This is a genomic window from Deltaproteobacteria bacterium (assembly GCA_017302835.1).
Lineage (GTDB): Bacteria > Bdellovibrionota > Bdellovibrionia > Bdellovibrionales > Bdellovibrionaceae > UBA2316.
The window spans coordinates 1-21733 of record JAFLCC010000015.1 but is presented as its reverse complement, the minus strand read 5'-3'; the positions used below and the strand labels follow the sequence as shown (position 1 = coordinate 21733).

Annotated in this window: 24 protein-coding genes; 11 read left to right on the top strand and 13 right to left on the bottom strand. The window is 38.7% G+C overall.

The annotated features are described in order from the left end of the window. The first annotated feature begins 68 nt into the window (after nucleotides 1–68). A complete protein-coding gene (locus J0M15_13785) occupies nucleotides 69–230 on the top strand; it encodes a hypothetical protein (protein MBN8538120.1) in 162 nt (53 codons plus the stop codon). 53 nt (nucleotides 231–283) lie between these two features. Here J0M15_13785 and J0M15_13780 read toward each other — a convergent pair whose 3' ends face one another. After that, a complete protein-coding gene (locus J0M15_13780; protein MBN8538119.1) occupies nucleotides 284–1327 on the bottom strand; it encodes an NAD(P)-dependent alcohol dehydrogenase in 1044 nt (347 codons plus the stop codon). A gap of 144 nt (nucleotides 1328–1471) precedes the next feature. Here J0M15_13780 and J0M15_13775 point away from each other — a divergent pair, with 144 nt between their 5' ends. Then, nucleotides 1472–2374 carry a cysteine synthase family protein gene (locus J0M15_13775; GenBank protein MBN8538118.1) on the top strand — a complete coding sequence of 301 codons (903 nt, stop codon included), beginning with the start codon at nucleotides 1472–1474 and terminating at the stop codon, nucleotides 2372–2374. A gap of 1 nt (nucleotide 2375) precedes the next feature. After that, nucleotides 2376–2612: a hypothetical protein gene (locus tag J0M15_13770; protein ID MBN8538117.1), complete on the top strand. Its 237-nt coding sequence runs from the start codon at nucleotides 2376–2378 to the stop codon at nucleotides 2610–2612. Here J0M15_13770 and J0M15_13765 read toward each other — a convergent pair. From J0M15_13765 to J0M15_13735, 7 genes are all read right to left on the bottom strand, one after another. Continuing rightward, the gene (locus J0M15_13765) at nucleotides 2607–3179 is read right to left on the bottom strand and encodes a GNAT family N-acetyltransferase (GenBank protein ID MBN8538116.1); all 573 of its coding nucleotides are present in this window, start codon (nucleotides 3177–3179) and stop codon (nucleotides 2607–2609) included. The genes J0M15_13770 and J0M15_13765 overlap by 6 nt on opposite strands. 111 nt (nucleotides 3180–3290) lie before the next feature. Beyond that, nucleotides 3291–4445, bottom strand: coding sequence for an AGE family epimerase/isomerase (locus J0M15_13760; GenBank protein ID MBN8538115.1), 1155 nt, complete (start codon nucleotides 4443–4445; stop codon nucleotides 3291–3293). Between the two features lie 141 nt (nucleotides 4446–4586). Continuing rightward, nucleotides 4587–6119 carry an FMN-binding glutamate synthase family protein gene (locus J0M15_13755; protein MBN8538114.1) on the bottom strand — a complete coding sequence of 511 codons (1533 nt, stop codon included), beginning with the start codon at nucleotides 6117–6119 and terminating at the stop codon, nucleotides 4587–4589. 106 nt (nucleotides 6120–6225) lie between these two features. Then, nucleotides 6226–6441 (bottom strand): hypothetical protein, encoded by a 216-nt coding sequence (locus J0M15_13750; GenBank protein MBN8538113.1) that lies wholly within the window; start codon nucleotides 6439–6441, stop codon nucleotides 6226–6228. Nucleotides 6442–6589: 148 nt separating this feature from the next. Beyond that, complete coding sequence (locus tag J0M15_13745) at nucleotides 6590–6772, bottom strand: hypothetical protein (GenBank protein ID MBN8538112.1); 183 nt, start codon at nucleotides 6770–6772, stop codon at nucleotides 6590–6592. 12 nt (nucleotides 6773–6784) lie between these two features. Further along, complete coding sequence (locus tag J0M15_13740; GenBank protein MBN8538111.1) at nucleotides 6785–7141, bottom strand: GFA family protein; 357 nt, start codon at nucleotides 7139–7141, stop codon at nucleotides 6785–6787. Nucleotides 7142–7276: 135 nt separating this feature from the next. Further along, the gene (locus tag J0M15_13735) at nucleotides 7277–8170 is read right to left on the bottom strand and encodes a hypothetical protein (protein MBN8538110.1); all 894 of its coding nucleotides are present in this window, start codon (nucleotides 8168–8170) and stop codon (nucleotides 7277–7279) included. A gap of 275 nt (nucleotides 8171–8445) precedes the next feature. On the opposite strand from J0M15_13735, the gene J0M15_13730 reads away from it, so the two are divergent. Then, nucleotides 8446–9150, top strand: a complete 705-nt coding sequence (locus tag J0M15_13730) for a hypothetical protein (GenBank protein MBN8538109.1) — start codon at nucleotides 8446–8448, stop codon at nucleotides 9148–9150. A 253-nt stretch (nucleotides 9151–9403) separates the two neighbouring features. Further along, complete coding sequence (locus tag J0M15_13725) at nucleotides 9404–10369, top strand: SRPBCC domain-containing protein (GenBank protein MBN8538108.1); 966 nt, start codon at nucleotides 9404–9406, stop codon at nucleotides 10367–10369. Between the two features lie 300 nt (nucleotides 10370–10669). Here J0M15_13725 and J0M15_13720 read toward each other — a convergent pair whose 3' ends face one another. Both J0M15_13720 and J0M15_13715 read right to left on the bottom strand, forming a co-directional pair. Beyond that, the gene (locus tag J0M15_13720; GenBank protein MBN8538107.1) at nucleotides 10670–12082 is read right to left on the bottom strand and encodes a hypothetical protein; all 1413 of its coding nucleotides are present in this window, start codon (nucleotides 12080–12082) and stop codon (nucleotides 10670–10672) included. A 416-nt stretch (nucleotides 12083–12498) separates the two neighbouring features. After that, nucleotides 12499–12642: a hypothetical protein gene (locus J0M15_13715; protein ID MBN8538106.1), complete on the bottom strand. Its 144-nt coding sequence runs from the start codon at nucleotides 12640–12642 to the stop codon at nucleotides 12499–12501. Between the two features lie 178 nt (nucleotides 12643–12820). Between J0M15_13715 and J0M15_13710 the strand changes: the two genes are divergently transcribed. Then, nucleotides 12821–13042: a hypothetical protein gene (locus tag J0M15_13710; GenBank protein ID MBN8538105.1), complete on the top strand. Its 222-nt coding sequence runs from the start codon at nucleotides 12821–12823 to the stop codon at nucleotides 13040–13042. Nucleotides 13043–13053: 11 nt separating this feature from the next. Further along, complete coding sequence (locus tag J0M15_13705; protein MBN8538104.1) at nucleotides 13054–13380, top strand: type II toxin-antitoxin system PemK/MazF family toxin; 327 nt, start codon at nucleotides 13054–13056, stop codon at nucleotides 13378–13380. 67 nt (nucleotides 13381–13447) lie between these two features. Here J0M15_13705 and J0M15_13700 read toward each other — a convergent pair whose 3' ends face one another. The 3 genes from J0M15_13700 to dacB all read right to left on the bottom strand — a co-directional run bounded on the left by J0M15_13700 (nucleotide 13448) and on the right by dacB (nucleotide 17559). After that, entirely contained in the window at nucleotides 13448–15082 is a 1635-nt protein-coding gene (locus tag J0M15_13700; protein ID MBN8538103.1) for a DEAD/DEAH box helicase, read from the bottom strand. A gap of 36 nt (nucleotides 15083–15118) precedes the next feature. Next, nucleotides 15119–15940, bottom strand: coding sequence for an alpha/beta hydrolase (locus tag J0M15_13695; GenBank protein ID MBN8538102.1), 822 nt, complete (start codon nucleotides 15938–15940; stop codon nucleotides 15119–15121). 125 nt (nucleotides 15941–16065) lie between these two features. Continuing rightward, on the bottom strand, nucleotides 16066–17559 hold the full coding sequence (dacB, locus tag J0M15_13690; GenBank protein ID MBN8538101.1) for a D-alanyl-D-alanine carboxypeptidase/D-alanyl-D-alanine-endopeptidase: 1494 nt from the start codon (nucleotides 17557–17559) through the stop codon (nucleotides 16066–16068). Between the two features lie 163 nt (nucleotides 17560–17722). Between dacB and J0M15_13685 the strand changes: the two genes are divergently transcribed. The 4 genes from J0M15_13685 (at nucleotide 17723) to J0M15_13670 (ending at nucleotide 21466) form a co-directional block, all read left to right on the top strand. After that, nucleotides 17723–18868: a poly(A) polymerase gene (locus J0M15_13685; protein ID MBN8538100.1), complete on the top strand. Its 1146-nt coding sequence runs from the start codon at nucleotides 17723–17725 to the stop codon at nucleotides 18866–18868. A gap of 367 nt (nucleotides 18869–19235) precedes the next feature. Beyond that, nucleotides 19236–19973: a hypothetical protein gene (locus J0M15_13680; protein MBN8538099.1), complete on the top strand. Its 738-nt coding sequence runs from the start codon at nucleotides 19236–19238 to the stop codon at nucleotides 19971–19973. A gap of 176 nt (nucleotides 19974–20149) precedes the next feature. Further along, entirely contained in the window at nucleotides 20150–20704 is a 555-nt protein-coding gene (locus J0M15_13675; protein ID MBN8538098.1) for a hypothetical protein, read from the top strand. A 168-nt stretch (nucleotides 20705–20872) separates the two neighbouring features. After that, nucleotides 20873–21466, top strand: coding sequence for a DUF3341 domain-containing protein (locus tag J0M15_13670; protein ID MBN8538097.1), 594 nt, complete (start codon nucleotides 20873–20875; stop codon nucleotides 21464–21466). Nucleotides 21467–21733 lie beyond the last annotated feature (267 nt).

The following is a 21733-nucleotide window of genomic DNA, read 5'->3' as shown; positions in this document are numbered from 1 at the left end:
AGATTGTTTCTGTCGCTATCGCCGCCATTAAGGAACTTTATAACAAAATTCTAGACATCAAAAGTGATGTGGAAGATCTCAAAGCCAAGGACGCCGCTAAAGATCGTGAAATTGCTTCTGTAAAGGCAGAAAATGCTGACCTCAAAGTTAAGGCTCAAAAAGCAGAGGAAGAAAATGCGGCACTGAAAGTCCGCCTCGACAAAATTGAGAAAAAACTCAACCTGAAATAGATCAACTATTAGAAACTATTTTAAAATAGGAAGAGTCTTTCTGTTTGCCGCTGTTATATTTTTGCCATATCCATTACAAATCGATAGCGGACATCACTTTTAAGGATTCGCTCGTACGCCATGTTAACCTGTTCTGGTGCGATCAGTTCTATTTCTGGAGTTATCTTATGATGAGAACAAAAATCCAACATTTCTTGAGTCTCTTTGATGGAGCCTATGACAGATCCTGCAAAATTTCGACGCATTATAATGAGTGGAAATGGAGAAATTGATAATGGCTTGTCAGGAGCGCCAACAGACACAAGCGTTGCATCAAGCTTTAAGAGACCAAAGTATTCATGCATATCAATGTCGGCAGAAGAAACGGTGTTGATAATTAAATCAAAATAATTTGCATATTTCTTAAAAATTTCTTTGTCATGTGTTGAAATAAAATGGTGAGCCCCCAGCTTCAGGGCATCTTCACGTTTTTTTTCTGAGTGACTTAGGACAGACACTTCCGCACCAAGAGCTCTCGCAATTTTTACCCCCATGTGCCCAAGTCCACCTAACCCCATGATGGCAACTTTTTTTCCTGGCCCTGCCTTCCAATGAGACAATGGCGAATACAAAGTAATCCCTGCACACAATAACGGAGCCGCTTTATCTAATGGAATTGATTTTGGAATCTTTAAAACATAATTTTCATCAGCAACGATGACATTAGAATAACCACCTTGAGTACGTGATTTCCCATCGCGTTCATAGGAGTTATAGGTTTGAGTATTACCCTCAAGACAATATTGATCCAGTTCTTGTTTACAGTGAGCGCACACACGGCAAGAATCAACGAAACAACCAATACCCACAGAATCGCCAACTTGATGTCGGCTCACTTTTGATCCTACCGCACGAACCACACCAGCTATCTCATGCCCTGGAACCATTGGAAACATGGATCCTCCCCACTCATTCCGGGCCTGATGAATATCAGAATGACAGATTCCACAAAACTTAATATCGATGACAACATCATGCTCTTTAGGCTCGCGTCGCTCGAAAGTGAAAGGTGCTAGTGGCGTTTTCGCAGAAAGTGCAGCCATTCCTTTTGCTTGAATCATATGATTATCTCCTGTGTTGATAAGTTTTCTGTAAGGTAAAATAAGTTACAAAAGGTTAAACTACGGCTAGGCCCTTGACTCCGTCAAGATATCATTATTACATGTACGACCGTGTTTACATATAATAACTCTGCCTTAGACATGATTGGGAATACTCCATTGATTGAACTTAGTCGCCTGCATTCTGGCCCTGGTCGACTATTCGCAAAAGCTGAATTTGTTCAACCTGGCGGGAGTGTTAAAGACCGTGCTGCCAAAACGATTATTGAAATGGCCTACGAAAAAAAAATTCTTTCACCTAGAAAACCTGTTATTGAACAGACTAGCGGTAATATGGGTGCAGGTCTCGCTGTTGTGTGTGCCATAAAGGGTAATCCTTTTACTGCCGTAATGTCAGCTGGAAATAGCTTTGAACGAGTCAAAATGTTGCGTGGTTTAGGAGCTGAAGTTCTTCAAGTTGACCAAGTAGATGGAGAACCAGGGCAAGTAACTGGAAAAGATATCGCCAAGGCGACCGAAGTGGCCATTAACTTAGCTAAGGAGCAAAATGGTTATTATGTTGATCAATTTAACAATCCAGGAAGTATTATAGCTCATGAAAAATCCACAGGTCCAGAACTGTGGAATTCGCTTGGCAAGAATCTAGATGCCTTTATCACAGCCGTTGGAAGTGGGGGAACTTTTGTAGGCACTTCCACTTTTTTGAAAAACAAAAATTCAAATATTAAGTGCCTTGCTGTAGAACCTCTAGGCGCTGAAATTTTAGCAAAAAAAATTGTTTCAAAACCAAAACATCAACTACAAGGAATTGGATATGGGATTAAACCTCCACACTGGTGTTCAAATTTAGCCGATGGTTACTTGGCTGTTTCTGATGAAGAAGCAAATCATTACCGAATGCTGCTGGCTTTCAAAGAAGGTCTTTATGTGGGTTTTTCAGCTGCAGCTAATGTTGCTGCATCGGTAAATTATTTGAATTCACATCCTTCAGGAGAGTTATTGACCGTAGCAACTATATTGTGCGACACTGGATTAAAATACTGAAATGAAAAAAGCAGATAAGAACACACTTGAACAACACATGGCTTATCTAGATAAACTTGCAAAAGATGCAGAATTATATGGAGGTAGTTTTAATGAAAATTCCTCGAAAGCTGGAATGATTGTTTTCAAAGCACGAGATTTTAAAACTGCCGACAACTTATGTAAAAATGATCCCATCATTATAGCTAAACTTTATACTTACAAACTTTATGAATGGACTATTCTTCTGACCTCATAGTTTCTTACGTACACGCTGTTTTCCTCCTGTTTTATTTCCAACAATTTCAAAGCCGGCCTTTAAAAAAAGTGGTTGAGTCCCTGTCCATGCAAAGGCAGCAGGAATCTTATCTTTGTAGGCTTTGCTTGGTTTTACCGGGTAACCTTCTAGAATTTTAAATTTCATTTTTTTCATAACTTTTTCAGCGTGTTCCAATAGTTTTCCAGCTATACCTTTACCTCGATAACCATTTTTTACAAAAAAACAGGGAATAGACCCTACATCGTTTGCGTCAGTACATTTAAAACTGGGTGCTCGATCTAGTTTTGGATAATCCTTTCGTCGATCGAAAGAGCACCAACCAACCGGAACTCCATCAGCATAGGCGAGGACTCCATGAGCTTTGCCACTGGTCACTAATTTTTTAAATCGGTTTTTAGCATTGTTACCTTTTATATTTTCCCAATTCTCTCCTTTTTCAGTTCTCCAAGACATGCACCAACAACCACCGCATGCACCATTGCTACCAAACAAAATTTCTAGGTCGTTCCAGAATGATGGTTTCAGTTCCTTGGTTATGATTTTCACATCAACCTCCTTAAAATAAAATTTGTGTTTCCAATATGAGGATTTCTTTTAAATAATCTAAGTCATCGTAATATGAAATATTTAAATAGGAATAAAAGAAATAGTTTCGTTTCAACCAAGTAAGTTTCTGAATTGGATATACTCCGACATGGCTCCAATAATATGATAAAAGGAACTCGCCTTAGCTGGCTGAATTGTGAACTCACCAGATTCCTGCCATGTATCGTACCAAAGTCCTTGGATAGGCACATCAAGAAATTGAAACAAAGCATGCAGTGATTCATCAGCTGTTCGGGCGTAGGGCGCACGGTCTTCAGTTTCCAGCCCTAATTGCAAGGCGGCCTTAATACGTTCGCACTGAGGCCAAAACCGAGCTGTTTTTTTATGGGGAAGCAAATGACTAGAGACCTCATCATAGGCGCACTTCTTGGTCGGCGAAATTCCGTACTGTTCACTTACGTCATAAAGTTTTTTTCGAAGAGGTCGCAATTCTTTACCCGTGAGCTTCTGATATCGACCTAAAAGCCAGACCCACTCGTAGTGATGGCCTGGTTCAAATATAAAAATGCCATTTGTAAGAATTGGTTTCCATTTTGAATCAAAGTGTTCTGCTAATAATGTTTTTTCAGAATCAATAAACTTATTTAGACAAAGACTTAAAATCTCATCAGCCATGATTTTCCACTCAGGATCTGAATCAATTTCCATCCAATATAAAAGAGCTTCAAATAAGTGCATATGAGGGTTGGCTTCATATTGAATTTCTTGGCTCAAAATTTCTGAGAAACCACCTTGAGGAAGCTTACGTTCACGATTCAGATAGGCAAGCAACTGTTTGGCTCGGTTTTTATAGAAAGTATCAGATAATACTTTGAAAGAATGGGCTAGGCCGAATAACGCAAAGGCTTGTCCATAAAGATCTTCTGGTTTTTTAAGTGGTTCAAAATTTTCATCGATAGCATGCAGAAATCCTCCAGAAGGCAATGAGTAGTAGCGTAGAATAAAATCAATACCCTTCTTTATAGAAGCACGACATTGTTCGCCAGAAATAATTCCCAAATTCATCGCTAAATGACTGCTAAAAATTTGTCTGGCTTGCACCATCACTCGACGAGGGGAGGGAGTTGGCTCGCCCTGTAAAGAAAGACATTCGTAAAAGCCGCCATTTTTCCAGTCAATTCCCTTATCCAACCATAAAGGGCAAGCGAACTCAGTTAACCATATCTTTGCTTGATCTGTAGATATTAAGGTTTCCTTTGATTTCATCGCACCTAGTTCCTTTCAGAACTTGATTTTAATATTCACTAGTGTTTTTTATTAACATCTTTTTTTGAAATTTAAAAGAAAGTAATCCAAATGTTTTACGCACAAACAAATTAGATATGATGGTTAGTTAGCTAATTCTACTCAAGCTACTTTCTGTGAGGTTTCTAGGTATTCATTTTTTACAGCGAATCGATAAATGTCTGAATACTGTTGAATTCCATTTGCTGTTCGCTTTTGAATTAATTGAGGCTTGATTTTCATCGTGGAATCAATACCCATGGCTCCCATCATTTCAGCAACGGCTTGCAACGTTTCATGGTGAAAGTGGGCTACTCTCTTGGCTTTGTCAGGAACATTAAGTCCATGCATGAGCTCTGGATCTTGTGTCGCAATTCCTACGGGACATTTATTCGTATTGCAGCGAAGGGCCTGAATGCAACCTAGGGCTAACATCATTCCCCTTGCCGAATTGCAAAGATCAGCTCCTAAAGCTAGGTTTCTAATCACATCAAAAGCGGTGATGACTTTACCGCTGGCAATAATTTTAATTCTATCCTTAAGGCCGAATCCCACCAAGGAATTGCGAACAAAAATTAATCCATCGCGAAGAGGGGTTCCCACACTATTTGAAAACTCAGGCGGTGCCGCACCTGTTCCACCTTCAGCACCATCGACGGTGATAAAGTCAGGAGTAATCTGGGTATCTATCATAGCTTTACATATTTCTATAAACTCAGATTGAACGCCGACACATAATTTAAATCCAATGGGTTTTCCCTTACTAAGAACCCTTAGTTCTTGAATAAAATAACAGAGCTCCTGAGCGGTTTTGAAAGCAGAATGTGCCGGCGGAGAAAGAACGTCCTTACCCATAGGAACGTCACGAATGGCCGCGATCTCTGGGGAGAGTTTTTTTGCAGGAAGGATTCCTCCATGCCCAGGCTTGGCTCCTTGTGATAATTTAATTTCGATCATTTTTATTTGGTTATTAGCAGCTACTTTCTTAAATTTCTCAGGGGAAAAGTTTCCCTCAGCAGTGCGACAACCAAAGTAACCAGTCCCAATTTGATAAACAAGATCGCCTCCGCCCTCTAGGTGATGGGGGCTGACGCTACCTTCGCCAGTGTTGTGATAGAAGTTACCTTGTTTGGCTCCAGAACTTAATGCAAGGATTGCATTTTGGCTTAAGGCGCCGAAACTCATGGCAGAGATATTAAATAAACTTGCAGAATAAGGCTGAAGACAATCGGGTCCTCCAATAGTAACCCTAAGGGTTGAGCTTGGAACCGAAATGGGGTGTAGCGAATGATTTACCCATTCATAACCATCTTGGTAGACGTCTTTTTGAGTGCCGAAGGGCAGGGTATCGACCTCACCTTTGGCTCGTTGATACACGACAGATCTTAACTCGCGACTGAAGGGCATTCCATCCGTATTTGATTCAACAAAATATTGATTAATCTCTGGCCGAATAGACTCAAAAATATAGCGAAAGTGTCCAAAAAGTGGAAAATTACGTCTTACGGTATGTTTAGTTTGAAAGTAATCATTTAATCCAATTGCCAGTAAGGGACCAAAGAAAACCAGAGACCACAAAGCCAATGGAAAGAAATAAGTGACTGCTGAAAATAGAAAAAGAAAAACAACAAGGATAGATCTAAATTCTTTTCGCATACAAATGCTCCCAGAAGGTCAGATCGACAAAAATAAAGCAAAGCTCAACATGACTTAGGGCCTGTTTGATTGAAGTAAACTAAAAAGACTTCTCACAAATTCGGGATTAGGTCTGTAGATCTTCAGTTCCTGCATTTGTTGTTGAAGAACTGTAGCCAACTTCCTCGATATGAATAGGAACAGATGTAAATTCAACTATCTCATTCCCCATCACTAGATGAGTGACATTTGCAGGATTAATGCGCGAAAAAACGTAATCGATCATTGCCTTGGCTCGAGTCTGCAAGGTGGCGCTGTTAAATCTAGTGTTGGCTAGATCCAATGGCAGTTTTTTTCCAGGAACATCAACGGGATGTATTCATAAAGTGACCTTGATTCCATCTGATACAGCCAAAGCATTCAAAGCTGCAAAGGCATTGTAAGGATCAGAGAAGGCTCCTGAAGTTGTTCCCGAGCCAGCGGCTTCAATATCACTCCTGATCTAAGATATCCATGCCAAACTGTCGAGTTCCCTTGGCGACGGGGGAAGATTGACAAGCCAAACCAGCATTTGGAGTCTGATTTTCAGAAGTATCTTTTTTAGATGAACAACCATTAAAAATTGAACTGATGACGAAACCAATAATGATAACTATAAATACCACGGAACTCATTTTAAACTCCGTTTAAATGTTAATAGCTTTCCCATCAAAGTTTTTAATCACCAATTTTTCAATCTCAACCTCTTCGAGGCATCTCACATTGATGGCCATGACGGGAGATCCATCAGGCATTTTTCCAGATACAAATGCTGTCACTCCACAAGTTGAGCAGAAGGTGTGATGAATAGATTTTTTCCCGAATTGATAGTCAGTTAAATTTTCGTTCCCAGACTTGAGCTTAAATTTGTCGGCTGAAACAAAAGAGAAGAGCGTCCCCTTGCGAAGGCAGATCGAGCAATTACAGGCCATTGCTTCCTGGAGATTCAGTTCAACTTCAAATTTAACGTTACCACAGTGGCAACTGCCCTTATGTGCTGTCATTCAATCCCTCCCTTAAGAAGTTTGCTCTCTTAAACATACAACAATGGGCTCAAATGTGAATTAAATTATTTTATTTTACCCACAATAGTAGCTAAACTAACTTCAAATATAGCTGCAAGACATGATAATTTTGGTTTATTTTTTAGTTAACTCTCGATTTATTAACTTCATTGAAAATTGTCTCTGGATGATTGACTTCCCTGGCACCGTGACAGTCTCTTGTAATTCACCCCGATAGAGCAGTCCTGTGAGTGCTCCTTCCAACGGGACATAAAAACCATATTGATAATTCGTGAATAAAATTTGCAATTTTCCAGCAGCTTCAAAGGGAAAGCTGTTTCCCATTGTTATAACTTTAAAGTAGCCACATCTTATATTATCGATGGTTTCAATACCTGAATAAAGTATTGTCGTAGCGGCATTATAAAAAACTCCCTGTGGCAATTTAATTTCTTGTCCTGGCTTTTGAAATATTTCTCCCACTTTGAGTGTGCTTGGAATATTATCGATCACACCCTGTATGGTATGCACATCAAGTTCCTTATAGTATACGAATTGACCCACCTCATTCTTCATATAGGGTTTATAGATTTCAGCAGTTGTACCAATAGCTGCTGGATCATTTTTATATACGTAACCAAAATTTGCAGGAAAATTTGGAATAATTTTTTCTAAGGCAACCGGCGCTGTGGCATTAAAATTTTTGGGATCGGCACTTCGATAGCTAGCTCCGTAAAATTGCAACCTTCGTGATAGAACCCCCGACTCAGTTTTGAAAATATTAATTTTTAAAGGGATTCTTAATTCTTGAAATAGAATAAGATTTTTTGGTTGTTCGAACCCCTTTACTCTCACCGTATCATAGGTTGATTCGGTATCCTCAAATAAATATTCAAGCACTTCACCATCAACATACGCATGCTGTGAAACTTGGTTATTTGTTTCAAATAGCTGAAGATTGGCAAAAACTGTTTGGGAAATACAAAGCACCGCTGAAACTATCGCAACAAAAGCACAGTTTGATATCATAATCCTTTCCTTTTTATAATTGGCTTGAATTTTTATCTTAAACAATTGATTTTCACAATTAATTAAAGAATCTTGAAATGTTTACTTCTTTTTTCATGGATACAGAACAAGAGGTTTATTTCTATTAAAAAAAAGAAAACCATATGATAGAAATTCTTAATCTGAAAAAAGGGGTTCTTGGTATGAAAAAAGTAAATTTAATTTCTATTCTATTGGCAGGGCTAGTTGGCCTTGTCGGTTGATCCGTAAAAAATCCAGATGATATAAATAAAGACTTGGATAAAAAAATTCAAGAGGACAATAAAAAAAACCAAGACCTGCAAAACACTTTGAACCTACTTAAAAAATCTATGGAACAGGGTGGGCAGCCAGGAAATGTCAAAATTTCGGGCGTCATTGTTAAAGATAACTCCAAAATAGATATACGGATTTCACTTTTCTCTAAAAGTGGTGTTGGCAAAGATGGAACGGAACCTGTAGTTGGAGATAAGTTTAAACCCGCGATGTCTTCAAAGATTGAAAAACTGAGTATTTCAAATCTCGTCGAAGATAAATCATTAGTAGCAGTTGGTTGTGACGAAAAATTAACAGACGAATTTGCCAAAGAAAGAGCCTTAAAGGTTCAAAAAATTCCACAATCATTGACAAAAGATGTGATGACAATTCAGGCCAAGACTATTGTTCTTTGCGGGAAACTTGATGATATAAAGTTTCCCTATCTTACTGTAAGCGCTGATGAGCTTATTTTAAATAGTGTGGATTATATTCAATTTAATTTCTTCGGCTTTACCAACTTAAATACCAATAAACTTGTGTTGATGGGAAAAAATCAGATTCAATCAAAAGGTGTTGATACGGCTATGACCGTACCTATGGCTCCATCTATTGAATTAAATGTTGTTAATGAAATTTCTTCTGATGAAGAGGGTCAGTTGTTAATTATAGCAATTGGCTCTAACTATAAAGCCGACGAAAAATAATTTCCAAATTTAACTAGAATTCATGATGAGTGTCTGAAGCTTCCAACAACTTCACTTCCAATTGCAGCAGGACATATAGCTGTGTCAAAGACAAAAAATAGGAATAAGACCTTTGTACCGCACCATAAATTTATCGGTGGGGACAGGCTCTTTAAATAGATCGTTTCAAAGATGGCAAAGTTGAATCTTTTAAGACTGACAACTTACGTTTAATTAAAGTAAATTTTTAGAAGCTAGAAGAAAGGCAAAGAAAATGTCGGTAAAAAATAAGCCAAATGAGATCTATATCACTCGAATCTATGATGCTCCACTTAAAATGGTTTGGGAGGCATGGGTTGATCCAAAGAAAGTCGCCCAATGGTGGGGGCCTCGAGGCTTTACATTAACCAGCCATAGTAAGGACGTAAAGACTGGTGGTACTTGGGCCTACACAATGCATGGGCCAGACGGAGTGGATTATCCAAACAAAACCCAATTTTTAGAGGTGGAAAAGTATTCACGAATGGTTTACGACCATGGTGGTAGCGATGACAGACCGCCCCTTTTTCGTGTGACGGCTTTATTTAATGAAATAAAAGGTAAAACAAAAATTGAAATGACGATGTTATTTGCTAGCGCCGAGGTTGCCGCAGAAACTAAAAAATTCATCAAAAAAGTAAGTGGAGACTCTACTTGGGATCGCCTTGCCGAATACTTAGCAGAAGAAAAGGATCATAAAAATATTTTCGTTATCAATCGCTCTTTTGATGCTCCTATAGATATAATTTATGGCATGTGGACCGACCCAAAGAATATAGCCCAATGGCTTGCGCCAACAGGCGCAGAGATGAAATTTATAAAAGCAGATATTAGAGTTGATGGCAGTACTTTCTGGCGTATGGATGGGGCCAACGGCACCATGTTCGGTCGGGCTAAATACTTGGATATGTTACACCCCACCCGCATTGTTTATACTCAACAATTTGTCGATGAAAACGAAAAAGTCAGTCGACATCCTTTGGCGCCAACCTGGCCAGAGACAATGCTCACAACAATCACTCTAGCTGAAGAGGATGCAGAAAAAACACGAGTGACAATAGCATGGGAGCCCTATGAAGATTGTAGCGTGGAAGAGATTGATATCTTCAAAAAATCTCGAGCTGGGATGACACTAGGTTGGACTGGCTCCTTTGATAAATTGGAAGCTCATCTAGAACAAAACAACAATAATAAGGTGTAGAAGGTGTAGGAGGTTGATCTGATCTGTAGAAGTTTAGATCTGAACTGACAATTTCAAATCGTAGGTTCGATTTGGTCAGACACCCAGTATGAAATTGTGGCCATTCTTTCGCTTTGGGAATTAATGTGAACGGCGGAGTTATTTCCGCCACCATTTTGAGAAATGAAGGCTAAGTTATACTTTAGTCTATACTCTAGCTTGAAGGGTCACTTGCTTTTTTTCGGTACTATTGATTTTAAAAGCTCGAGTCGTTGTTATGTACGCGGTATCTATCACAAGGTCTTTATTACTTCCACTTTTCTATTTTCTATAAAACTCGCTGCACATAATAGAAATTTTTGAGCTACGAAGAGTAACTCCTTTATATTTTTCCATTTCCGAAATCACTCGTTCGATTTCATCAATTGAAAAATTTATTCCTGTCTTCAGGTTATTTGAAAAACCATCCATAACAGAGTTAAAACCCTTAAGGTTGAATGTAGGTTTACCGGCATTTTTTGAACTCATCAAGTGTTCTGTCAAAGTGATAGATTTTCCAGATACTACTAGTCCGTCGAGAAGACTTGTAAAGAATGAATTTCTGGTTTCCCAAGTTCTTCCAGTAAGAACAAATTTTTTCACGTTTTTCGAAAACATTTCCGGTTTGATATTTTCACTCACTGGAGCGCCTATGACTTCAAATCCTATTTTCGCAGCAAGTTCAGCTACAATACCTTCACCCCCGTATATAGTTCCGGCAGTCAATATTACCATTTTGCTCGGGTCCAAATTCCTTAAAATAGCCTCTACAGCCGCACGAAATTTTTCTTCGCTTTCTTTGGGTACCTCAGTTGTAGCCCAGGTACTAAACCCTAGGAAAAATTTATCTTTGTAGATTGATTTTAAATCCTCAGGGTTCAAATCGATAGAACCGGCAGGAAGACTCGGAATAACGGATTTGGCCTGGTTTAAAGTCATTGCATCTGCAGCTTCTGCAGCACTATGAAACGATCGCGCCGAGTTGCTTTCTGAAAGTGCATGGGTCACTTCAGCGCTCTTCATTTTTTTTTCGTTAAAAAGCGGATTGTTAACTACGTACACTGGAATTTTGTATAAATCTGCTCGAATAGCCTCTCGAGCCGCCTGATTTCCGCCACCCAACATGAGTAGGGCAGTAGAGCTTCTGATTGCAGTCTCAGATTCTGTTCCAAATCCTTTTCCAAATTCAACATAAAAGTCGGTCATTAAAGCCGGTTGATATTTTGCCGCGTCCAAGGCCGAAACGCCTACAACGCGAAATCCCTTTTTTACTGACAATTCATGGAAAAGTCCGATATCGCCAGAAGCTGTACCTCCGGAAATAAATACAGTGCGAGCTGGGTCAAAACGTTTCAACGCCGATAAAATTTCTAATTCGGCATCTCGCTTTCGTTGATCTTCAGATCCATCGGTAGCGAAATCAGCGGAGCGTCCAACAACCATTACAACCTCATAACCCTCATTTTTAAGTTGAGAAAGTGGACCACCAGAAAGTACAGATAGGACAGGACTGTCCGGATAAATTTCTCGTCGTTTTTTTTCTGCTTTTTTTAAAAAATCACAGACATGGATCATCGAAATTCTAAAAACATCAGAGTCTATTCCCGTGGCAACCTTAAGATTACAAACCGTGTTGCCAAAAGAGGCAGAGCAGATAAATATCAGAAGGATGATGGAATATAGTAGACCTAGCATAGAGACTCCTTTTTAATAAAATTGCGCCGAATTTTGCCTACAGTAGTCTAAATTTATTTAACACAATCCTATAAGCAAGAGCCTTTAACTTCCATTGATGGCTCTATAAATTGGATTGCAGAATTAATGCCTAGGTTTGTATCAAAAAGAGAATCTGTTTAATGCATCTAACTTTTTTCCATGTCGCTCTGAATTCCAGAAACCAATGATTAAAATGCATTTAAATTAACCTAGGCTGAATTTCAGGGACCAGACAAAAGCGAAATAACAGCAACCAAGGCGACCTAGCCATTTTATTGAAAAAGTGCAAATATTTCTGATTGTCCGATAAAGTCGAAGCCCCTTTTCGGAAGTGTTAGATCGGATCCAACCTTCTACAAACCCCTAAATTTCTACAAACCTTCTACAAATAAGGATTAAGTTGAAGCTTTATCACCTAAAACTTCTTTAAGCTTTCCTTTGGCAAGGATTGGTCCAGTTTCAATTTCATATTCATCGCAGATTTTGTTAAGATGTTCAAAGTCAAGCCAACCAGACGCTAAGCTTTGGGATGCTTCCAAATACGACCCATTTTTTCGATTGTAATTCCAAAGAATGCCATAGAGGAAGGCAGCCGCGGACTTTTCAGCTTAGTCAAAGGCCAAGTCTTAACTTTCAAAACGAGGATTTAAATCACATCGAACTTAAAAACATATTTGCTAATTTATGTTATTGTGCTAAAATGTCAAAGGAGGATGTATGGGCGCTACACGAATTACTGCTGACCTTGGTGATCCTATGTTGCTGAAGCTTTTGAAGCTAGAGGCTCAAGTGAGTGAAACATCTATCAAAGATGTCCTTGTTAAGGCTATTGAAGCCTATTTCTCTCATCGAATTGAGACACGCGCTCTTGGAAAAATGTGTGAAAAGGCCTTCGAAGAATGGGATAACCCTTTGGATTCGGATTATGACAAATTATGAGTCCAGGAGATGTGGTTTTAGTCAAATTTCCGTTTGCGAATTTAGAGACCTCTAAAAAGAGACCAGCTCTGGTTTTGAATCAGATCTCATATGGTAAAACCCAAAATTTGTTAATTATTGCGATGATAACTTCAAAAGTTGATGGGGTAAAACTCCACGGTGATGTAGCGCTTAAGAACTGGGAAAAAGCTTCTCTTCTTCATCCAAGTTTAGTTAGAGTGAGTAAAATTGCGACAATCGACGATGATATAATCGAAAAAAAAATAGGCCATCTTAGCGAGAAAGATATTGAATTGGTAAAAAAGGAAATCAAAAAAATATTTTCTTGGTGGCTATGAGCAATTAATCCTAATATCACAACGAAAATTGACGAATCAGTTGATACCTAATGATACATTAAGAAAATTAAGTGCTTTTGAATAACTTTTGGAAAAAACCTACAACCTTAGCTCCAAGACTAGTGGTTTTTTTGTTGGTGTGTTGTTTATTCGGTACACCCGACTTTGCTTTATAAGATCTATGAATAGACTTTACAGAAGAGCCTGATCTTGCCTCAGAAGCAGATCCTGTTTTTGGTTTTTCGTACTTTCTATGAGGTCCCTTCGCTGGACCTTGGCTGTTTGAAACAGAGCTTGCAGCCACATTTGGTTTTTTAGGGCCCACATGAGGCACATAAGGTTTATCTGTAAATGGTTTTGAAAACTTTCTTCCTGTGTTGTCTTGGTTTTCTCTTGGAGGTCTGGACCTGCCTCCACGCCCTTGATCATTTCTATCAAAAGATTTACGACGGCTATCGGAATAAGAAGTTTTTTTATCAAACTGATTTGATCTTACATCTCTGAATTCTTTAAAATCCTTCACGAGTTCACTGTCATCTAAATACTGATTCTCAACTTTTCGTTTCAGAAATTCCTCGATACGATAAAGAGATTCCACATCTTTGTCGCTACAAAGGCTCAAGGCGGTTCCTAGGGCATTGGCCCGACCGGTTCTGCCAATTCGATGCACATAGGTTTCGCAGTCATTGGGAAGCTCGTAGTTGATGACCAGATCTACACCTTGAATATCAAGTCCTCGCGCCGCAATGTCCGTAGCGACCATGATATTTAAATCATTAGTCTCCTTAAACTGAGAAATGACCTTCGTTCGTTGAGCTTGTGTTAACAAGCTTGAAATTGCAATGGCGGGAAGTTGATTTTGACTTAAAAACTGAGCGACTCTTTCCACATTGTGTTTAAAGTTTGTAAAAACAATAGCTTGTTTGGGTTTATATTTTTTTATTAGTGAAATGAGATGTTGTGGCTTCTCGCCATCTCCGACATGAAATAAATAATCTTTCACATTTTCTGCAGAAGTTTTATCTCGAGAAATATTTATCTCTACGGGATTTGATCCAAACTGATAGGCTGTATTTAAAACTTCTAAATTGAGGGTCGCACTAAAAACAAGAAATTGTCTGTCATTAGGAATTCGCTGAAGGATGAATTTCATATCGTCCTTAAATCCCATATCAAACATCCGATCAGCCTCGTCAAAAACAATCCCTCGAACCAACTTCAAATCAACTAAGTGATCCTTATACAAATCAATTAATCTTCCAGGTGTGGCAAAAATAAATTGAACTCCCTTTTTTAAAGCATCAATTTGTTTTTCATAACCGGTTCCGCCATAAATAGAAACGGCCTTCAATGGAAGATTTTTAGCTAGCGAATTAAAATTTTCTAAAACCTGCTCAGCAAGTTCCCGAGTTGGCAATAAAACAAGAAAAAATTGGTTGGGCTTCCAATCTTTGATCACCCTTTCCGTTATCTTTTCAGCTTCTGGATTTTGAATGGATTGTTCGGTTCTTAAAATACGTTCAATCAGAGGAATCAAAAAGGCGGCTGTTTTTCCCGTCCCTGTTTGCGCCAGCCCAGCGAGATCTTGACCCGTCAGCAATGGTGGGATGGCCTGGTCCTGGATGGGGGTAGGCGTTTTGTAGCCTAAGGATAAAATATTTTCTAATAAAATGGGGGATAAATTAAACTCAACGAAATCCAACGAAACTCCAATACAAAGATTTATTTACTTGTAGAATCAATAAGTATTATAGCCAATAAAATTTTTCAATTCATTCAAAAATAATTCTGGTTGCTCTGAGTGGACCCAATGTCCCGCGTCAGACACCTCAACGCCAATTATATTTTTATTAGATTCAATGACTTTTTTGAAAATATCTTGAGAAAGATCTTTAGATTTAGCTCCTCGAACAAATAAGCAGGGCATGGTTAACTGCGAAAACCAACTCCAAATACCTTCCGTTGGTGCAAACTGGGCCGATTCTAAAATGGCTTTTTTCGAAAATTTCCAATCCACAACACCCTCTGGTTTAATTTCAAGATTTGCCATTAAGAAGGGGACTAACATTTTGAGGTCTTCATTTATTTTTATAAGTTGACTAAAGTCCTGCTGAAAGAATGACTTTGCGTTTTCTAAGCTGCGAAACGGAGTCGGAATGGCATCTAACATTGTCTGAAAATAGCGTCCTACGGCCTTATGGGACTCTGGACTTATATCCACAATGACTAATTTTTCAATTCTTTCTGGGTGTCGATTTGCAAAACAAAGGGCATTTCTTCCCCCCATAGAATGGCCAACGAGAATGATTTTTTCCCAACCTAACTCGTCTAATATTTGTAACAAATCACTTGCATAGTTTTCTGGTTGATAACCTGAATCAGGTTTGAAAGATTTTCCGTGGCCACGCTGATCAAAAACTAGGCAATGATATTTAGAGTTTAAATCTTTCGTGATTCTTCCCCAATTATTTAAAAATCCCATCAAACCATGAAGAAAAACAATTTTAGGAGAGTCTTCTTTCCCCGTAAGGCGATAATTTATATTTTGAAGAAAAGACATTTCTCGTCTATAGCAAGAAAAAACAATTCCTGTCTATAAATTAGATTGTGTTTTTAGAACCTGTTTGGAAAGTCTTAAGGCTCTTCAAATAGGTTCAAATAGATTCTAATAGGATCTAATAGGGTCTAATACGTTTGAAGGATTTTTTCTAATATCAAGTCCTCTGTTTTTTTAGTTTCCCCATCGTTGGATTCAACCCCATTTAAAATCAAAGCAAAGGTGAGGGGCTCTTGTTTTTTTGAAGTCAAAACTCCGGTGATAGAACGAACTCCACGCAGGCTTCCTGTTTTGACTCGTGCCCTACCTGCAAAGGGAAGCAATCTGGATTTAGCTGTTCCATCTATTCCTAATAAGGAAAAACTAGATAAATACTCAGGAGCATAAGGACTTTTTTGCATTCGATAAATAAACTGAGTTAACGCCGAGGTCTTGATGAGAGCTTCTCTGGATAAGCCAGAAGCATTAGTTAAAATAATTCCATTGGGATCAATAGAAAAATCTTTCAAGCAAGATTTTAGTAAGACCATTGATTTTTCATAGGTTGCAGGTTGATTGCCGTCGGCAATTCCAGCCGCTAAGAAAGTCATCTCGGCACCTAAATTTAAAGATAACTTGTTAATATCCATCAAAATTTTAGCCAAAGGTTTGGAGCTATTTTTCCAAAGTAAAGTGCTTTTAATTGATTTTGTTTCGATAACAAACTTAATTTTTGCCCACTCTCCTCCCGTGTCCAACCACAGCCGATGTATTAACTTGGTATAGTACTCATAAGAGTCCTCCACAGAACGGTATATCCCTTTGGGCTCAGAATCTGAACGAATTTGTCCAGAGAGAGTCGCTTTTTGTTTGTTGGGATCGTAACTGACCGCAATGGAGTTTCCACTGCCTACTTTGGTTTGATTAATCACTTCCAAATTGAGAACTTGTGCAGGCAAAGTCACAGCACGAGTTTTTAAATTATTACGATGATCTGCCGTTACCCAAAAAGAAAAGGAATTCTGATTCATCGACACCGCTGTCAGGTCGGCGGCAAAGGATCTTCCGTTATCCCCCTCAAAACCCTCTGCCATTTTTAGAAAGGGAACTCCGAAGTAACTAACATCAAAAATCAAATCTCCTTGGATTTTTTTAATTCCGTGGACGTAGCGAATTTTTTCAATAACTTCGCGCAAGTCCTCAATGACAAGGCTGGGATCGCCACCTCCGTGAATAATTAAATCACCCTTTAGAGTGTCTCCCTCTAGTTTACCACGATATCCAAATAAAGTTTCAAATTGATACTGAGGTCCTAAAGCATTTAAGCTACAACCTGTCGATACGGTTTTAGCAATACTTGCTGGCGCCAAGGCCTTATCCCCATTGATATGGATCAACTCTTGACCATCCATCCCGCGCAAAGAAAAAGAATACTGCTTGGTTTGTTTTGCCAACAAAGACCGAATCTCATTTTCTATTTTTTCGGCAGGAGCTGACAGAGTAAAAAAGAAAATAAATGATATATAAATAACCCTAGGAAACCAATGAGAAGATCCGCTAAATGATCGATGAATTGATCCCCGACTTGAACCGCGAAATGATCGATGAAAAGACCCGAAAGATAAAAATTTTATTTTTTTCATAGAATCAAATTATCCGTGGTAAGAACCTAGAGTCAATCTGTCTAAACACGATATTTTCAAATTGATAATCAATCTAAATACTGAGCTTGCTAAAAAATATTTTTTTATAAAATAAAGACTTTGCATTGAAAATAGAGAATATTTCAATTATAGGTTATATCTTATGCGTTCAAAGTTAAAAATAAATCTCATTGACCCAAAGGCTATGCAAATAGTTGATATTCTTCAAAAAAAAGGACATCTTGCATATTTGGTTGGCGGCTGCGTAAGAGACATTCTCATCGATCACGAACCAAAAGATTTTGATATCGCCACCTCTGCCAAACCCGAAGAGGTTAAGAGGCTTATTTCTCATTCTTACTTAATCGGCAGAAGATTTAAACTCGTTCTAGTAAAAAGAGGGATTCACCAATACGAAATTTCAACCTTTAGACGCAGTAAAGGTATTGATGATGACACCGAATCAGCAGATGCGATCGAAGGCGATAATTATTATGGAAATCAAGAAGAAGACTCCCAAAGGAGAGACTTCACTATCAACGCCCTATTTTTTGACCCTATCAAGAATGAATTGATAGATTATTGTGATGGACTTGCTGATTTAGCTAAGAGAGTGATTAAATTCATTGGCGAGCCTGACGTTAGAATCCTCGAAGATCCCATTCGTATTCTTCGAGGCCTGAGGCTGTCTCATAAATTAAATTTCTCTTTAGATCCAGAATTCAGAAAAGCAATTATTAAAAATGCAGACAGTTTAAACTTAGCTATTTTGCCAAGGAAAAGAGAAGAGTATTTAAAAATTTTAAAACTTAATTTTGCAAATTTGGTCTTTATTGAAATGTATGATTTAGAAATTTTAAAATACATACTGCCCTCTTTAAATGAACTCTTTCATCAATCTGAAGCGATTGAAACCTTTTCCTATTATCTTCATCTTTCTCGTTCTTTCATTTCTAATTATTCTGAACCTATAGATATTTTTTCTTCCATAATTTTTGCCTTTATTAAAGCTCATCCAGAATTAAGTTCATTGGAGTTTAAAGATCTAGAAGAACATCCCAAGTTGGCTAAGTTTATGAAAGAAGAATTGGGTGTTTTCAAACTGGAAACCACTTATTTTTTAAAAACCCTTAGCTTCATGAATGCTCTAACAAATAGAGAGCTCTTCCAAAGAAAAGGAGAAAGACGAAAAAGTGCTTTCCTATCCCACCCCCATCTGCAACTTGCAAATGAACTTAGTCGCATGGAAAACTCAATCAAATATTCTGAATATTTTTTTTGGAAAACCCAAATTGAAAACCGTAAGTGATCGTTAAATTATCTAAAGCTTCCAACCCGAGTTCAGAGTCTGCTAACGCCAAGAGCAAAAAATCTTTCTAAGTAATAAATTGGGGGAAATTTTCCCTCAAAGGCTTACAAAGTCCCAATTTACCCCGCAACCAGCTTATGGAAGTGCCTTCTTGGAGACCAGGTGCGGTCTCCATCTTGCTTTATCATTCTTCATATAACTACAAAAAAGGAGTAACTATGAATAAAGATATTATGAACGGGAAATAAAGACCAAGTTAAGGATACGGCGACAAAAACTAAGAATTTCTAAATTAGAAATTCTATGAACCAAGATATAAAGCCTATTTATGCAAAATAAAAAATAAACCATTGAAAGAGAGTATCTAATGAATAAATCAATTTTTACGACGTGCCTCGTGCTGATATCCGCATTCGCGACAGCCCAAACAACCTATCCTAATGAGCGAAACGAAGGATTGCCAGCACAAACAGAGGGCTCTTCGCAACCGCCGACGCCAGCAACGGATAATTATAATGCCGCTTCAAGCAATGCATTAAATGCTCGAACTCTTTCGAGAGGTGGTTTCTATATAGAGCCAATGATCTTGACGACACAGGAAGAAACCTCCATTAAAACCTCGCAACTGCCTTTTATTACTAATGATACCACGGGCACATCTCGAGGCTACGGTGTGGGATTACGCTTCGGTGGTCACTTTAATGAGATGGTTCTTTTGGGCATAGATGCTCGGTATTCAAAAATTCAGGCCAATGATTCCTTTTATCAGCAGGCGGATTCAAAAGCATACGATATCGCTCCTATGATCACTATACAAACCCCCTATTACGGTGTTCGATTGTTAGCAGGTTATGTGATTGTTGGTGAAAACGATCCTAATGCTGGCTATCGCGACTTAGATTTAAAATTTAAGGAAGCTTCAGGATTGAGAGTCGGTGCCGGTGTATTTGTTTCATCCGTGGGTATAAATTTGGAATACCAAGATATTTCCTACAATTCTACAGAAATTCAATCATTGGGTTCCTACTCACTAAATAAAGTAAGTGCTGTTGACGCTAAAAATCGCGGCTACGCTTTAAGCTTGAGCTTTCCTGTTGAACTATAACACGTTCATTGGTTAGCGCTTATAGAATATAAACGCTAACCTACAAAGGGAGATTAAGAACGAGCGCCCTTTGAAACGGAATCAGGTTTCTGATGAAAAATTTAAATCGATTAGTGACGAGATTTTAAATAGTGATCATTTAACAATGATGATTTAACAATGATGAAAGGTACTTTATGAAACAGAGAATATTTTCGTTAGTATGCGTCCCCCTACTTGTGATTGCGTGTGCGCTCCCAGTTTTGGCGCAAAAAAATACGATGATGGTGAAACCCCGGCCAGTAGCAATTTCCACCGAGTGGAAGCCTCATTTTGGCCTATTGATAGGTGCGGCCCAGCCTGAATCGACCGGCATAACAGCCACAGAAGCTGGGATCGAAGTGGGTTACCAACCTTACATTCCATTTGGTTTAGCAGTTGAGTTTAACCATTCAGGCATCAACTCTGGCAAAGGAGCAAGCGACAGAAATACATTTTGGGCAAAAGGCAATTACAACTTTGGCGGAACAACAGTTGTATTGAAAAACAGTTTCGTCGGCTTGGGCCTAGGTGCGGTTTTTAAGCCAGGTGGTACGTCGATGGCGCTTGCCCCACTAATCGGCTTTGACATTCCGATAAAAGAGGAACGAGAGAACTACTTTTCACTGGGCGCCAGCATGAAATACGCCATCATATCTGATAGTGAAGTAGATACGATGACGTTAAGCGGAGCTATAAAATATTGGTACTAAGGCTACAACAGTTCCAGATAAAGCGAAGAATTTTTTTAAGATCAACTAGCAATGATTTTTTAATTAACATACGTAGGAGTTTTATGAAAAAGTACAACGAAGTTGGCATGGTATTAATTGCAATTGTATCGGAATAAACAATAAACAACTAATACAATGGGAGGTTCTATGAACAGTAAAAAAAAATCCGTGCTTGGAATTTTTAAATCAAGGTATCAAGTGGAACAAGCGGTGGAAGATTTAAAAGTCGATGACTTTTTAGCATCAAATATTTCTGTGCTTATGCCAGAAAGCGCTGGGTCTCGGGACTTTGCGCATTCCAAAGGAACCAAAGCCCCTGAAGGTGCGGCCACTGGAGCTGGGTCAGGTGCTGTGATCGGCGGTGCGCTTGGTTTGCTTGTCGGAATCGGGGCCCTGGCCATCCCTGGAGTGGGTCCGTTCATTGCAGCCGGTCCGATTATGGCAGCTCTTGCGGGAGTAGGCATAGGCGGAACCGTAGGTGGTGTGGCAGGAGCACTCATTGGACTGGGCATTCCTGAATACGAAGCAAAACGATACGAAGGTTTTGTCAAGAATGGTGGAATATTACTTTCGGTTCACACCGATTCCGATGAAGATGTAACAAAAGCAAAAAAATGCCTGGAACGTTCTGGTGCAAGCGATATTTCTTCAACTGATGAGACCAAAGGCGAACGGCAATCACCGTCATACAAAAAAAAGGACTCAGTGCCTGGTATAAATAATATGAATACTCAGAGCTAGAGACTTAAACCGCGCCTGTAAAAAAGCAGTGAAGCGGAAATCGAATAGCCCCTTTTTTTTCTTTATTGAAAACAAAGGGGCCATTTGGCCGCGGAAATTTTCGGGAACCAAGGCACTTATTTTGCGAAGACTGATCTTTGGGTTTCTTAGGAACTTTCTAAAATTAGTGGGAAATATGTGGAAAACTAGGTTTAGATAATTTCAACTTTTACTTAAAGTAAGACTTTAAGTTTTAACAGGTCCAGATTTCAATTTAATTCCAAAGTA

Excerpts from the sequence above, each read along its gene's own strand:
- J0M15_13680 (MBN8538099.1), top strand. The coding sequence starts at position 19,236 with ATGAATAAATCAATTTTTACGACGTGCCTCGTGCTGATATCCGCATTC.
- J0M15_13675 (MBN8538098.1), top strand. The coding sequence starts at position 20,150 with ATGAAACAGAGAATATTTTCGTTAGTATGCGTCCCCCTACTTGTGATT.
- J0M15_13745 (MBN8538112.1), bottom strand. The coding sequence starts at position 6,772 with ATGAGTTCCGTGGTATTTATAGTTATCATTATTGGTTTCGTCATCAGT.
- J0M15_13720 (MBN8538107.1), bottom strand. The coding sequence starts at position 12,082 with ATGCTAGGTCTACTATATTCCATCATCCTTCTGATATTTATCTGCTCT.
- J0M15_13775 (MBN8538118.1), top strand. The coding sequence starts at position 1,472 with ATGATTGGGAATACTCCATTGATTGAACTTAGTCGCCTGCATTCTGGC.
- J0M15_13760 (MBN8538115.1), bottom strand. The coding sequence starts at position 4,445 with ATGAAATCAAAGGAAACCTTAATATCTACAGATCAAGCAAAGATATGG.
- J0M15_13755 (MBN8538114.1), bottom strand. The coding sequence starts at position 6,119 with ATGCGAAAAGAATTTAGATCTATCCTTGTTGTTTTTCTTTTTCTATTT.
- dacB (MBN8538101.1), bottom strand. The coding sequence starts at position 17,559 with ATGAAAAAAATAAAATTTTTATCTTTCGGGTCTTTTCATCGATCATTT.
- J0M15_13735 (MBN8538110.1), bottom strand. The coding sequence starts at position 8,170 with ATGATATCAAACTGTGCTTTTGTTGCGATAGTTTCAGCGGTGCTTTGT.
- J0M15_13740 (MBN8538111.1), bottom strand. The coding sequence starts at position 7,141 with ATGACAGCACATAAGGGCAGTTGCCACTGTGGTAACGTTAAATTTGAA.
- J0M15_13685 (MBN8538100.1), top strand. The coding sequence starts at position 17,723 with ATGCGTTCAAAGTTAAAAATAAATCTCATTGACCCAAAGGCTATGCAA.
- J0M15_13770 (MBN8538117.1), top strand. The coding sequence starts at position 2,376 with ATGAAAAAAGCAGATAAGAACACACTTGAACAACACATGGCTTATCTA.
- J0M15_13725 (MBN8538108.1), top strand. The coding sequence starts at position 9,404 with ATGTCGGTAAAAAATAAGCCAAATGAGATCTATATCACTCGAATCTAT.
- J0M15_13710 (MBN8538105.1), top strand. The coding sequence starts at position 12,821 with ATGGGCGCTACACGAATTACTGCTGACCTTGGTGATCCTATGTTGCTG.
- J0M15_13695 (MBN8538102.1), bottom strand. The coding sequence starts at position 15,940 with ATGTCTTTTCTTCAAAATATAAATTATCGCCTTACGGGGAAAGAAGAC.
- J0M15_13670 (MBN8538097.1), top strand. The coding sequence starts at position 20,873 with ATGAACAGTAAAAAAAAATCCGTGCTTGGAATTTTTAAATCAAGGTAT.